This window comes from Rhodococcus sp. NS-SX18, from assembly GCF_057367935.1.
Genome location: NZ_CM170633.1, coordinates 1,830,579 through 1,843,144 on the forward strand (window position 1 = coordinate 1,830,579; position 12,566 = coordinate 1,843,144).

Sequence of the window (12,566 nt, forward strand, 5' to 3'; positions counted from 1 at the left end):
GGACCGACACATGAACAACGTGCTCGATCGCACGAAGATCTACATCGGCGGCGAATGGGTGGACTCCGACGGCACCGGCCGGATCGACGTGATCGCCCCGGCCACCGAGGACGTCATCGCCGTCGTCGCCGAAGGCACGGCGCAGGACGTCGACCGGGCCGTCCGCGCCGCGCGGGCGGCGTTCCCGGCGTGGTCGGCACTCAGCGGCGCCGAACGAGGCGCCCACCTCGGCAAGGTCGCGGCCCTCATGGCCGAGCGCATCGACGAACTCGCCGAACTGGTCTCCCGCGACATGGGCATGCCGGTGTCCCTGGCCAAGCCGGTCCAGATCGGCATGCCGCTGAAGAACATCACCCGCTACGCCGAACTCGCCGCGACCTACGACTTCGACGCCGGCGAGGTGGGCAACGCCCTGATCGTCCGCGAACCCATCGGCGTCGTCGGCGCCATCACCCCGTGGAACTACCCGCTGCACCAGGTGGTCCTGAAGGTCTTCGCGGCCCTCGCGGGCGGCTGCACCGTCGTGCTCAAGCCGACCGAGGTCGCGCCCCTGATCACCTACGCGCTCGTCGACCTCTGCGACGAGGCCGGACTGCCGCCCGGCGTGTTCAACCTCGTCAGCGGCTACGGGCCCGTCGTCGGCGAGGCCATCGCCGCGCACCCCGACGTGGACATGGTGTCGTTCACCGGCTCCACCCGCGCGGGCAAGCGCGTCGCCGTGGTCGCCGCGGAGACGGTGAAGAAGGTCGCCCTCGAACTCGGCGGCAAGTCCGCCAACGTCATCCTCGACGACGCCGACCTGACCCGGGCCGTCACCGACGGTGTCGCCCAGTGCTTCCTGAACTCCGGGCAGACCTGCTCGGCACTGACCCGCATGCTCGTCCCGGCCGAGCGGATGAACGAGGTGGCGGCCCTCGCCGAACAGGTCGCGCGCGCTTACACCGTCGGGGATCCGACCGCGGCCGGCACCCGTCTCGGCCCGCTGGTCAACGCCAACCAGTTCAAGCGGGTGCGGTCCTACATCGACAAGGGCATCGAGGAGGGCGCCGAACTGGTCCTCGACGGCCGCGAAACCGGCCTCGGCACCGGCTACTTCGTCGGACCGACCGTGTTCGCGAACGTGACCGAGGACATGACGATCGCGCGCGAGGAGATCTTCGGGCCGGTGCTGTCGATCATCGGGTACCGCGACGAGGACGACGCCGTGCGCATCGCCAACGACAGCGACTACGGGCTCTCCGGCGGCGTCTGGTCCGCCGACCGCGCCCGGGCCGAGCGGGTCGCTCGGCAGATGCGCACCGGGCAGGTCTACATCAACGGCGGCGCCTTCAACACCGACGCACCGTTCGGCGGCTACAAGCACTCCGGTGTCGGCCGCGAGGCGGGCGTCTTCGGCCTCGAAGAGTTCCTGGAGGTGAAGGCACTGCTGCGGTGACCGGCCCGTCACGTTCGGGCGCCACCGAACGATAGACGGAAAGACGGCATCGGTTTCCCCGGACCGGGAATGCGCGGAGGGAGCGGACGATGTACATCATGCCGCCGGACCCCAGTGGCGGGTCCACAGGCGACCCGAGTGGTCGTGGTCTGCGCGAGGTACTCGAAGGCCGGCTCCCGGACCTTGCCGCGTGCGCGCGGCTGCTGTCCGGCGGCTCCGAGCGGGCGGCTCCGGTCCTGGACCGGGCGCTGGCACGGGCGGTCGCGACCTGGCGCGGCCCGATCGGTCCGGAACTGTGCGCGTACGTCGTGTCGTGGTTCGTGTACCTGTTGCACGCCGAGAGCCGGGCACCCCGGCGTGCGGAGGGTTGCGGTGACGACGCCGTGCTGTTCTCGACGTTGCCGCCGGTCGAGCAGATCGCCCTCGTGCTCGGCGAGTTCGAGGAGCTGCCGCCGGCGGGCATCGCCGCCGTCGCCGGCCGCGCGCTCGCCGAGTTCGAGCTCGAGGCGCCGCGCGCGGCCTCGGTGCGGGAGGGTGTCCTGCACGCGCGTCGCTGAGGTGTTCCGGGCGCCGGTGTGCCGGCAGCTACGACGACGCGGCCCCCGCACCGATCGGTGCGGGGGCCGCGTGAAGTCGTGGGGCCTAGGACAGGCGGGTGCGTCCGAGCCGGAGCAGCGTCATCGCCAGGGTCTTGCCGTCGGCGCCGAGTTCGGCGAAACGGTCGAGGACCCCCATCTCGAGGTTCTGCGCCTGCCGAGCGTTCCCGGACTCCTTCGCAGCGATGCCCGCCCGGCGCGACAGCTCGCTCCGGCGCTCGATCGCCTCGAGAATCTGCGCATCGAGCTCCCCGATCTCGTCGAACAGTCGACCGAGGTCTTCCTGGGTCGAAACCACCTCGCGGGCGGACTCGAAGCCAGGCGAATCAAGCTGGACAGTCATGCAGATTCCTCCGGTCTCGTCTGGATCGTCGATGATTGTGTCGTTCCCGTCGGGGCCAGTGTTACTCATCCGTAGACAAGATTTTCGTGTCCCGCCGCCCGGGCTCGACGGCCACGAGATGAACACCTCTTGAACTGGGCTTTATGTCCGTCCTGTGGCGTATGTGGCAATGGTCACACCCCCGGCTGCGGGCCCGGATTCGGCCACCGGACGTAGGGTCGAAGGTCCCTTCGGCGGGCGACCGCGATCGCGGTGCGTGTCGTACGCCACGATCGGTGGTCCCTGCGGTAGCGTTCCCCACCTACCGGCAACCGGTCGGGGCGGTGGGGTCCCGGCGCTTCCGGAAGGGGAACGCAGTGGGACGGGTGTTTCGTGCACGGCACCGATGAAGACGAGTCCGCCTCCGCGCCGCTGATCCGCCCGGAGGAGTGGCCGCCTGCCAAGGTCAATACCCGGGTCGCGGCCGCGATAACCTTGGCGGGCTTCGTGATCCTCGTCTCTCTCTGGCGGGCTTGGGATGCCGGTCACGCGGGAGCCTGGCCGGTGACCCGGTTCTTCCTCATCCTCTCCGGCCTGATGGCTCTCACCGCGCTCTTCGGATACGTGTTCTGGCGGCCGCGTCGTGGTGACCCGGAGATTCGTCTCGTCGAGGCGCGGGGCCGCGGGGCCACCGAGATCCGCGCGTCCGGCCCGGTCTTCCATCTGATGGGCGCCATGACGACGAGCGCGGCGTTGCTCTCGCTCGGCGCTGCCGTCGAGATCGTGCTGTTCGACCACGGCGTTCCGTGGGTGAGTGTGCTCCTCACGGCTTTCGGGCTGCCGTGCGCGGCGTTCGTCGTGGAGGTGCTGCGCGGCGGGATCCGCCGCGGGGCGCTGCTGCTGACACCGGACGGGATCCGGCAACGCGGCTGGACGATCGAGTCGTATCTGCCGTGGGTGTCGGTGGCGGGGGTGCACGCCGTCCATCACGGCTTCCCCGAGATCTGGGTGCTGGGCACGCCGGCCGCGGCGTGGGCGCGACGACGGACCAGCCGGCTGTTCCGCCTGGAGCGATTGCCCCCCGAAGCGGTGATCGAGATCGATTCCCGCAAGTTCGACTGCGACCCGGTGCTGCTGTACCGGGTGCTCGAGTTCTACGCGAACAATCCGCAGGCCCGTACGGAACTCGGGTCGGCCGCGGCGACCGAGCGCGTACATCGGCACGACCTCGACGACCCCGCCTGACACTGCCCGTCTTGCGCCCCAGTGCCGCCCGACTGTGTTGCGGCTCACTACTCCGGTATCGTCGACAGCAAGATATGGCACTCGGTGCCGTTCCTGCGAGAGATGGGACGTGAGATGAGCACTGCGGAACGGATCGTCATCGTCGACGGTGCGCGCACCCCGGTCGGTAGCTTCGGCGGCGCGTTCAAGGACGTGCCGGCCCACGAACTCGGCGCGATCGCCGCCAAGGCGGCCCTCGAGCGTGCCGGGGTCGCACCCGGGGACATCGACGAGGTCGTCATGGGCTGCATCGGGCAGGTCGGCCCCGACGCCTACAACGCCCGCCGCGTCGCCCTCGCCGCCGGACTGCCGGTGGCGACCCCCGCGTACACCGTCAACCGGCTGTGCGGCTCGGGCCTGCAGGCGATCTGGTCGGCGGCGATGCAGATGCGCTGGGGCGGGGTCGATCTGGCCCTGGCCGGCGGCGACGAGAACATGTCCCGCATGCCGTTCTACGACTTCGGCGCCCGCTCCGGCTACAAGCTCGGCGACCGCACCCTCGTCGACGGCACCGTCGGCATGCTCACCGACCCGTTCCACGGCATCCACATGGGCGTCACCGCCGAGAACGTCGCCCGCGAGTACGGCATCGACCGCGCCGCGCAGGACGAGTTCGCCGCCGAGTCGCAGCGCCGCGCCGCCACCGACGCCGCCCGCGCCGCGTTCGCCGAGGAGATCACCCCCGTCGAGATCGGCGGCCGCAAGCCCACCGTGGTGACCACCGACGAGCATCCCAAGCCCGACACCACCGTCGAGACCCTGGCGAAGCTGCGCCCGGCCTTCGTCAAGGACGGCACCGTCACCGCCGGCAACGCCTCCGGCATCAACGACGGCGCCGGCGTCGTCGTGCTCGCCCGCGAATCCGTCGCGGCCGAGCGGGGCCTGGGTGGGCTCGCGGTGCTCGAGTCCGTCGCCACCGCCGCGCTCGAACCGGAGCTGATGGGCTACGCGCCGGTGCTCGCCCTGCAGAAGCTGTTCGAGCAGACCGGCACCACCCCGGCCGACATCGACACCGTCGAGCTCAACGAGGCGTTCGCCTCGCAGGCCGTCGCGGTGCTCCGCGACGCCAAGCTCGACCCGGCCCGCACCAACCCGTACGGCGGGGCGATCGCCCTCGGCCACCCCGTCGGCGCGACCGGCGGCATCCTGACCCTGCGGGTGGCCAAGGACCTGGTGCGCCGCGACCTCGAGCTCGGCATCGTCACCATGTGCATCGGCGGCGGCCAGGCGCTCGCCGCCCTGATCCGCCGCATCCGCTGATCCGGGCCGCTCCGCGGCCGGTGTGTCCTTTGGGCTGCCCCGGCAGCCCAAAGGACACACCGCTCACAGATTGCGGTCGTGCCCGGCCCAGTACGAGGCGCGCAGGGAGCGCTTGAGGATCTTGCCGGTGGGGTTGCGCGGAAGCATGTCGACGATGTCGATGCTCGACGGGCACTTGAAGTGCGCGAGGTGCCGGCGGGTGTAGTCGACGAGTTCCTGCTCGTCGGCCTTCTGGTCCGGGGCGAGCACCACCACCGCCTTGACCGTCTCGCCCCACTTCTCGTCCGGGACGCCGATGACCGCGACCTCGGCCACGGCCGGATGCTCCACGAGGACCCGCTCGACCTCCGGGCAGTACACGTTCTCACCGCCGGTGATGATCATGTCCTTGAGGCGGTCCTCGATGAACACGAACCCGCCGTCGTCGGCCCGGCCCATGTCGCCGCTGCGCAACCACCCGTCGGGAGTGATCGTTTCGGCCGTCGCGTCGGGTCGGTTCCAGTAGCCGGGTGTGGTCTGCGCCGAGCGCCACCACAATTCGCCGATCCCGCCCGGTGCCACGTCCTCGAGCGTAGCCGGATCGACGACGCGCATCTCCACCCCGGGGATCGGGGTGCCCGCCGACGCCATCCGCCGCTCCTGCGCCGGTTCGCGGTGCACGTCCGGCAGCAGCGCGGTGATCACCCCGGCGAGTTCGGTCATGCCGTACACCTGGACGAACTCGGTCTCCGGCCACGCGGCAAGCGCGCCGCGCAGCAGCGGCAGCGGCATCGGCGCGGCACCGTAGGTGATGCGCTTGAGCCGGGCGAAGGCGCCGATCGCCTGCTCGCCGGCGGCGAGGACGGCCGCGATCACCGGCGGCACCAGGAACGCGATGTTCGCTCCCGCCGCGAGACCCCCGAACAGGGAGGGCGCGTCCGCCTCGCGGGTGAACACGCAGCGGCGGCCGTCGTGGATACCCATGATCGCGTAGCAGGTGCCGCCCACATGGAACAGCGGCATCGCCACGAGAAGGCAGTCGCCATCGGTGAACGGCAGCACCGCGAGCACGTCCTCGGAGTGCGCGAACAGGTTGCGGTGCGTCAGCTGGACGCCCTTGGGCCGGCCGGTGGTGCCGGAGCTGTAGAGCAGCAGCGCGGTCGTCTCCGCCGCGATCTCGGGCAGGGTCGCCGGCGCGGCCGCCGCGAGCCACGACTCGAACTCGTCGTTCTCCCCGCCGACGACGACGATCTTCTCCACCGCGGACAGCCGCGGCCGCAGCGACTCGATCTCTTGCGCGAATTCCGCTCCCACGAACAGGATTCGGGCCTGCGAGTCGTTGATCACGTAGTCGAGTTCGTCGCCGGCGAGCCGGAAGTTCGGGATCGCGTTGGCCGCGCCGAGCGCGGAGGCGGCGTAGGTGACCTCGAGGCAGGCGAGGTTGTTCTTGTCGACGAACGCGACGGTGTCACCCGGCCCGATGCCCTCGGCGGCGAGAGCACCGGCGAGGTGGAGCAGTCGCTCGTGCCACTGCGCCCAGGTGTGGGTGCGGTCGAGGTACTGCACCGCGACCTCGTCCGGCTTGGTCTGCGCCCAGTGCGCGACGCGGTCGAGGATGACGGACGGAGCGGGGACGGACATACGGGGGCCTCCTGGAAGAACAGCGGCCCGCCCTGTGGCGGGTGTCACACAGGCTATTGCCGGGGTGGCGCGGCGTCTCGGAATCGGGCGTATCGCCGCGGCGGCCGCCGAACCCTCACTGTCCGGGCAGGCAGGCCTCGACGCCGCCGGTCTCGAAGGTGGAACTCTCGCAGTAGGCCGCCCGCGGGTAGTAGGGCCCCATCGTGGCGGCCGGGTCGCCGCCCTGCGCGGCCTGCACCGACTGGGGCAGGAACGCGTCGGACGGCAGCATGTTCCGGTAGAGCAGGGTCTTCTTCGGGACCTGGGTCGAGCCCCACGGCAGGACCGTCACCGTCGGGTCGGCCGTGGCGCGGGCGGGCACGTCCTCGGGCGCGGCGACGACGTAGGTGAACCAGCCCTGCGTGTCGACGGCCGTCTCGAAGTCGGCCGCGCACGCGACGACCGGGTACGGGGTGACCTGGTCGTTCTGGCACATCGACCAGTACCGCACCTGACGGCCCGGTGCGGTGACCGGTTCGCCGGCGCGGGTGTCGGGGAACGTGGGGGCTTGGCCGCGCACGACGACGATCCGGCCCGGCTGGTAGGTCAGGACGGCGCCGATGTACTTGTTGTCGCCGTTGGGGAACAGCCCGGAGGTGGTGGCGGGACTGACGAAGGTGGCCTCGGGATTGTCCCCGGGGAAGGCGCCCGATGCGGCGCCCTCGACGATGCGGTCGACGGCCGCCTCGGCGGCGCGCTCGACCGGTCCGCTGCCGTAGTCGGCCGGGTCGAAGTCGGAGGTGCACGTGGGTACCGGCGTGGCGCGTCCACCCTGGTGCAGGGTCACGTCCGGGAGGGGAACCCCGCCGGTCGCGGAGGCCGGATCGTCGGGCACGTAGACCCGGATGATGAGGAATCCGGCCGGTGCGGTGGGGGATCCGGTGGGGAGCGCGGCGATCTCGTTGCGGGCGTGGTCGGCCGGCCCGGTGACGACGGTCGCACTCCAGCGCCGGGCCGATGGGGGCAGGGCCTCGGCGGCCGCGTCCGCGAACGGGTTGCCGCTGCCGGGGTCGGGTGCGATCTGCGCGTCGCGCAGGGTGTCGACGGTGTCGAAGTTCGTTCCGTAGGTGTTGAGCGAGAAGTACCGGGCCGCCGGGTAGGTGCCGTGCAGTTCGATGCTGTCGCCCGGGGCCAGCGCGTACGGCAGCACCCAGTAGGTCGCATTGCCGTCGGGGAACGCGACGTCCAGCACGGTCGAATCGGACCGGAACTGCCACGCGCACGACCCGACGGGTTGCTGTGCCGCGGAGGTCGCCGGCGTCGCCAGGGCGTGCGCTGCCGCGAGCAGGCCGACGAGCACGGTGGTCACGCGACGGCCGCGTCCGGCCGTCGAAGGGGCGCGTACGGCCATGGGAACTCCTCGGGCGAGGGAGAGTCCTGTCGCATCATCTGTACCCGACTCGGGCTGGCCGCACCGGCGGTTCGGGCGGATTCGCGGTGGACGGTGCGGCTCGTCGACGGCGCCGGCGACGTAGTGCGGGATCCGGTCGTCGAGTCGTCTGTGCGGCGCCGCGGGTAGAGGCGATTGGGGTGTCGAGCGGCACAGGGCTTACAGTTGCGTTGTGCAACACAAACGGGAGGTTGCGGCGCAGTCCGCAGCGACCGGTGTATCCGAGGTCTACGACGAGTTCGTGTACCTGGTTCGCCATCTCACAGCGGGGGAGCGCGCCCATGACGACGTGCTGTCCCTCGCGCAGCATTCGATGCTCGGATTCATCGACCGCAACCCGGGCTGCCGAGCCACCGACATCTCGGATGCGTTCAGCGTGAATCGGTCGACCGTCTCCCGTCAGCTGCGCAGCTGCATCGACGCCGGCTGGGTCCAGGCCGAGGCCGGACCCACCCGGCTCGGCCATCCCCTCCGGCTCACCGACCGGGGCCGCGAGATCCTCGCCCGCACCGTCGCCGGGCGCCACGACGAGATCCGCGCGGCGCTGACCGGCTGGGACCGGGACGACATCGATCGGTTCGTCGACATGCTGCGCCGATTCCGCCAGGGAGTGGAACACCGGTCCACTGCCCGCCCCGACCACAACGAGGGAGACGCTCGTGCGTGAGTACACCACCCCCGCCCAGTTCACCGTCGGCGACGACGAATCGGTCGTCCGCACGGTCTTCACGCACGCGGAGAAGACGCCGCACCGCGTGATGTACTCCCGCCCCGAGGGCGAGGACTGGGTCGCCGTGACCGCACGGCAGTTCGCCGAGCAGGTCTCGGGGGTCGCCAAGGGTCTCATCGCGGCGGGCGTGCAGCCCGGCGACCGGGTCGCCCTGCTCTCGGCCACCCGCTACGAGTGGGCGTTGTTCGACTACGCCATCTGGGCCGCCGGTGCCGCCACCGTGCCGATCTACGACTCCTCGTCCACCGAGCAGATCCGCTGGATCCTGCAGGATTCCGAGGCCGGCATCGCCGTCGTCGAGACCGCGCGCCACGAAGCGCTGTTCGTCGACATGCCGGCCACGCTGCGCCGCACCCTGCGGATCGACGGGGGTGCGGTCGACACGCTGATCGCCGAGGGCGCCGCCGTCGACGACGCGACCCTGCGGGCCCGCCTCGACGGCATCCGCGCCGACGACCTCGCCTCGCTCGTGTACACCTCGGGTACCACCGGCCGGCCCAAGGGCTGCATGCTCACCCATCGCAACTTCTACAGCGAGGTCCGCGGCATCCTCACCGCCTCGATCGGTGAGGTCGCCAAGCCGGGCAGCCGGGTCCTGACCTTCCTGCCGCTCGCGCACGTGCTGGCCCGGGCCGTGTCGCTGGCCGTCTTCGAAGGCGGTGCGGCGCAGGCACACTGGTCGGACTTCGGCACCATCTCCGCCCAGTTCGAGCGGTACGCCCCCAACACGATCCTCGGCGTGCCGCGCGTCTTCGAGAAGGTGCGCGACGCCGCGGCCCGCAAGGCCGCGGCCGGCGGCCGATTCAACGCGGCGATCTTTGCGTTCGCGGAGGAGACCGCCATCGCCTACAGCGAGTCGCTCGACCACGGCGGCCCGTCGTTCGCCCTCAAGGCCAAGCGCAACATGGCCGACAAGCTCGTCTACGCCAAGCTGCGGCAGGCGATGGGCGGCGAATGCTGGTTCGCGATCTCCGGTGGCGGCGCCCTGAGCCCCCGCCTCGGCCACTTCTTCCGCGGCGTCGGCGTCCCGATCTACGAGGGCTACGGCCTGACCGAGAGCACCGCCGCGCACAGCGTGAACGTCCCCGGTGCCCAGAAGATCGGCACCGTCGGACAACCGATGGGCGGCAACAGCACCCGCATCGCCGACGACGGCGAGATCGAGCTGCGCGGCGGGGTCGTGTTCCAGGGCTACTGGCGCAACGAGAAGGCCACCGCCGAGGCCTTCCACGACGGCTGGTTCCGCACCGGCGATCTCGGCGAGATCGACGACGACGGCTATGTGCGTATCACCGGCCGCAAGAAGGACCTCATCATCACCGCCGGCGGCAAGAACGTCTCCCCGGGTCCGCTCGAGGACCGGATGCGCTCGCACACCCTCGTCTCGCAGGCCGTGGTCGTCGGCGACGGACGCAGCTACATCACCGCGCTGCTCACCGTCGACCCCGAGGTGCTCGACAACTGGAAGGCCGAGAACGGCAAGCCCCCCACGGCCACCATCGCCGACCTGCGCCGCGACCCGGCCCTGCACGATGCGCTGCAGTCCATCGTCGACGACGCCAACTCGATGGTCTCGCACGCCGAGGCCATCAAGAAGTTCGTCGTCCTCGACCGGGACCTCACCGAGGAGACCGGTGAGCTGACGCCGACGCTGAAGATCAAGCGCAACGTCGTGACCGAGCGTTTCGCCGCCGACATCGAGAGCATGTACGCGAAGTGACGCGCGGCCGGCTGCCGGGTCCCCGGCAGCCGGCCCGAAGCGTTCAGGCCTTGTCTGCGGACGGCTCCGGGGCCGCCGCGTCGAGCAGGGCCGCGAACCGCTCGTTGCCGGGCAGGTCCTCGAGGAGCACGGTCCGGCCGTTCTCGTCGGCCAGCGGGATCCGCCAGTTGGGGTACTCGTCGGACGTGCCCGGCTGATTCTGGCTGCGTCGCTCCCCGACGGCGTCGGCCAGCGACACCCCGATCAGCGCCGACGGGCTCGCGGCGACGAACCGGTGCAGTGCCTCGACGGTGCGCTGCTCGTCGGCATCGGCGTCGAGCAGCCCGCGCTCGCGCAGCACCGCCAGCACGGCGTCGCGTTCGGCGGCCGCATCGGCGGCCTCGGTCTCCAGGTCCCGCTCCAGCAGACCCAGCTCGGAGCGCAGTGTGATGTGTTCTCCGGCAAGGAAACCCGCCGTCGGCGGCAGGTCGTGCGTGGTGACCGACGTCAGGCACAGCCTGCGGTAGCTCTCCGGTGGCCGCGGATCGTCGCCGTCGCGCTCGAACCACAGGATCGACGTCCCGGCGATGCCGCGGCGCGACAGGTACTCCTGCACCCAGCTCTCGAACACGCCGAGGTCCTCACCGATCAGCACGGCGCCTGCCCGGTGCGCCTCGAGCGCCAGGATCCCGATGAAGGCGTCGTGGTCGTACTTGACGTACGTGCCCTGATCGGGCGTGCAGCCCTCGGGAATCCACCAGGTGCGGAACAGGCCCAGGATGTGGTCCACGCGCAGACCCCCCGCGTGGCGCAGCGCGGTGCGCACCACGTCGCGGTAGGGGCGGTAGCCGAGCTCGGCGAGCCGGACCGGATGCCAGGGCGGCTGGGTCCAGTCCTGGCCCTGCCGGTTGAAGTCGTCCGGCGGCGCCCCGACGGTCATATCGCGGATCAGCGCGTCGCCGAGCGTCCAGGCATCCGCACCGTCGGGTCGGACACCCACCGCCAGGTCGTGTACGATCCCGATGTCCATGCCGGCCGCGCGCGCCGTCGCCTGTGCCTCGGCGAGCTGCTCGTCGCACAGCCACTGCAACCAGCAGTGGAACTCGATGCGCTCGGCCAGCTTGGTCCGCTGCCGCGTGACGTACGGCTCGTCCGGGGTGGCCGCCGACGTCTGCCACCGGGTGCTGCGCGTACCGAACTTCTCGCTGAGGGCGCACCACAACGCGAAGTCGGCCAGTGCGTCGCCACCGGCGGCACGGAACGCGTCGAACTGCGCCTGCCGCGCCGGGCTGCGCGGCACCCGGAACACCTGCCCGAGCACCTCCAGCTTGGCCCGGTACGCGGTGTCGCGGTCGATGCGCTTGTCCTTGCGGTTCGACTTGGCGAACTTCCCGGTGTACGCCTCGAGCGTCTTGCGGTGCTTGCGCGGCAGGAACGCCGCCTCCCGGATGTTCTCCACGCGCAAGTAGATCGGGTGCACGAACCGCCGTGAACTCGGCAGGTACGGCGACGGCTCGAGCGGCGGCTCCGGTTCGCCCGCGTGGACAGGATTGACGAGCACGAAGTCGCCCCCGTGCACGGAGGCGGTGATCGCCGCGAGGTCCGCGAGGTCCGCGAAGTCGCCGACGCCCCACGACCGCTTCGACCGCACCGAGTACAACTGCGTGGCCAGGCCCCGGCGGCGTCGCTCGAGGAGCCGGTCGGCGGTGGCGAGCCGGGCGGGCGTCACCACCAGGGTGGCTTCGGCCTCGGCGTCTTTGCTGCGGGCGTGCAGGGTGTGCCACCCGAGCGGAAGGTCCGGGACGGCGAACGTCGCGCGGCCGACGAGCCGGCCGTCGACCTCCCGGGGATCGACCCACACGTCCCGCTGCGCGACCTCGACGACGTCGCCGTCCTCGGTGCGCACCTGCACCTGCACGGGATCACCGTGGGCCACGTGCACGGGGAAGGTGTGCTCCTCGCCCTGCACGACCACCAGCACGGGCGGCAGCATCCGCCGCCACGGCCGATTCGGCACATCCAGTAGGGCGGCGTCGATCTCCGCCTCGGTGCCGGCGGGCACCCCCAGGGAAACCAGGACCCGGCGCAGCGTGTCGTCGCTCGCGTAGTGGTCCTGCTGATCCCACCCCACGTACGTGGTGGCGATCCCGAATTGCTCGGCCAGTTCCCGCAGCTTCACCGTCGATGTCAC

At 71.1% G+C, this 12,566-nt stretch carries 10 protein-coding genes; 6 read left to right on the forward strand and 4 right to left on the reverse strand.

Annotated elements, in window-relative coordinates; genetic code table 11:
- Positions 1–10 precede the first annotated feature (10 nt).
- Both AC2IPW_RS08580 and AC2IPW_RS08585 read left to right on the forward strand, forming a co-directional pair.
- Complete coding sequence (locus tag AC2IPW_RS08580; RefSeq protein ID WP_486376690.1) at positions 11–1,435, forward strand: aldehyde dehydrogenase family protein; 1,425 nt, start codon at positions 11–13, stop codon at positions 1,433–1,435.
- An 89-nt stretch (positions 1,436–1,524) separates the two neighbouring features.
- Positions 1,525–1,992: a hypothetical protein gene (locus AC2IPW_RS08585; RefSeq protein ID WP_289381223.1), complete on the forward strand. Its 468-nt coding sequence runs from the start codon at positions 1,525–1,527 to the stop codon at positions 1,990–1,992.
- Positions 1,993–2,077: 85 nt separating this feature from the next.
- On the opposite strand, the gene AC2IPW_RS08590 is transcribed toward AC2IPW_RS08585, so the two are convergent.
- Positions 2,078–2,374 carry a chorismate mutase gene (locus AC2IPW_RS08590; RefSeq protein WP_003935148.1) on the reverse strand — a complete coding sequence of 99 codons (297 nt, stop codon included), beginning with the start codon at positions 2,372–2,374 and terminating at the stop codon, positions 2,078–2,080.
- 372 nt (positions 2,375–2,746) lie between these two features.
- On the opposite strand from AC2IPW_RS08590, the gene AC2IPW_RS08595 reads away from it, so the two are divergent.
- Positions 2,747–3,598, forward strand: a complete 852-nt coding sequence (locus AC2IPW_RS08595) for a hypothetical protein (RefSeq protein WP_289381220.1) — start codon at positions 2,747–2,749, stop codon at positions 3,596–3,598.
- 114 nt (positions 3,599–3,712) lie between these two features.
- On the forward strand, positions 3,713–4,897 hold the full coding sequence (locus AC2IPW_RS08600) for a thiolase family protein (protein WP_486376691.1): 1,185 nt from the start codon (positions 3,713–3,715) through the stop codon (positions 4,895–4,897).
- A 63-nt stretch (positions 4,898–4,960) separates the two neighbouring features.
- Here AC2IPW_RS08600 and AC2IPW_RS08605 read toward each other — a convergent pair whose 3' ends face one another.
- On the reverse strand, positions 4,961–6,517 hold the full coding sequence (locus tag AC2IPW_RS08605; protein ID WP_486376692.1) for a long-chain-fatty-acid--CoA ligase: 1,557 nt from the start codon (positions 6,515–6,517) through the stop codon (positions 4,961–4,963).
- Positions 6,518–6,632: 115 nt separating this feature from the next.
- A complete protein-coding gene (locus tag AC2IPW_RS08610) occupies positions 6,633–7,907 on the reverse strand; it encodes a hypothetical protein (protein WP_486376693.1) in 1,275 nt (424 codons plus the stop codon).
- Positions 7,908–8,118: 211 nt separating this feature from the next.
- On the opposite strand from AC2IPW_RS08610, the gene AC2IPW_RS08615 reads away from it, so the two are divergent.
- Positions 8,119–8,613, forward strand: coding sequence for a MarR family winged helix-turn-helix transcriptional regulator (locus AC2IPW_RS08615; protein ID WP_003935154.1), 495 nt, complete (start codon positions 8,119–8,121; stop codon positions 8,611–8,613).
- On the forward strand, positions 8,606–10,396 hold the full coding sequence (locus AC2IPW_RS08620; protein WP_450119989.1) for an AMP-dependent synthetase/ligase: 1,791 nt from the start codon (positions 8,606–8,608) through the stop codon (positions 10,394–10,396). Before AC2IPW_RS08615 ends, AC2IPW_RS08620 begins: the two co-directional genes overlap by 8 nt.
- 43 nt (positions 10,397–10,439) lie before the next feature.
- On the opposite strand, the gene malQ is transcribed toward AC2IPW_RS08620, so the two are convergent.
- Complete coding sequence (gene malQ / locus AC2IPW_RS08625) at positions 10,440–12,566, reverse strand: 4-alpha-glucanotransferase (RefSeq protein WP_486376694.1); 2,127 nt, start codon at positions 12,564–12,566, stop codon at positions 10,440–10,442.

Coding starts and splice junctions, on each gene's coding strand:
- AC2IPW_RS08590 (WP_003935148.1), bottom strand. CDS start 2,374: ATGACTGTCCAGCTTGATTCGCCTGGCTTCGAGTCCGCCCGCGAGGTG.
- AC2IPW_RS08605 (WP_486376692.1), bottom strand. CDS start 6,517: ATGTCCGTCCCCGCTCCGTCCGTCATCCTCGACCGCGTCGCGCACTGG.
- AC2IPW_RS08580 (WP_486376690.1), top strand. CDS start 11: ATGAACAACGTGCTCGATCGCACGAAGATCTACATCGGCGGCGAATGG.
- AC2IPW_RS08610 (WP_486376693.1), bottom strand. CDS start 7,907: ATGGCCGTACGCGCCCCTTCGACGGCCGGACGCGGCCGTCGCGTGACC.
- AC2IPW_RS08600 (WP_486376691.1), top strand. CDS start 3,713: ATGAGCACTGCGGAACGGATCGTCATCGTCGACGGTGCGCGCACCCCG.
- AC2IPW_RS08585 (WP_289381223.1), top strand. CDS start 1,525: ATGTACATCATGCCGCCGGACCCCAGTGGCGGGTCCACAGGCGACCCG.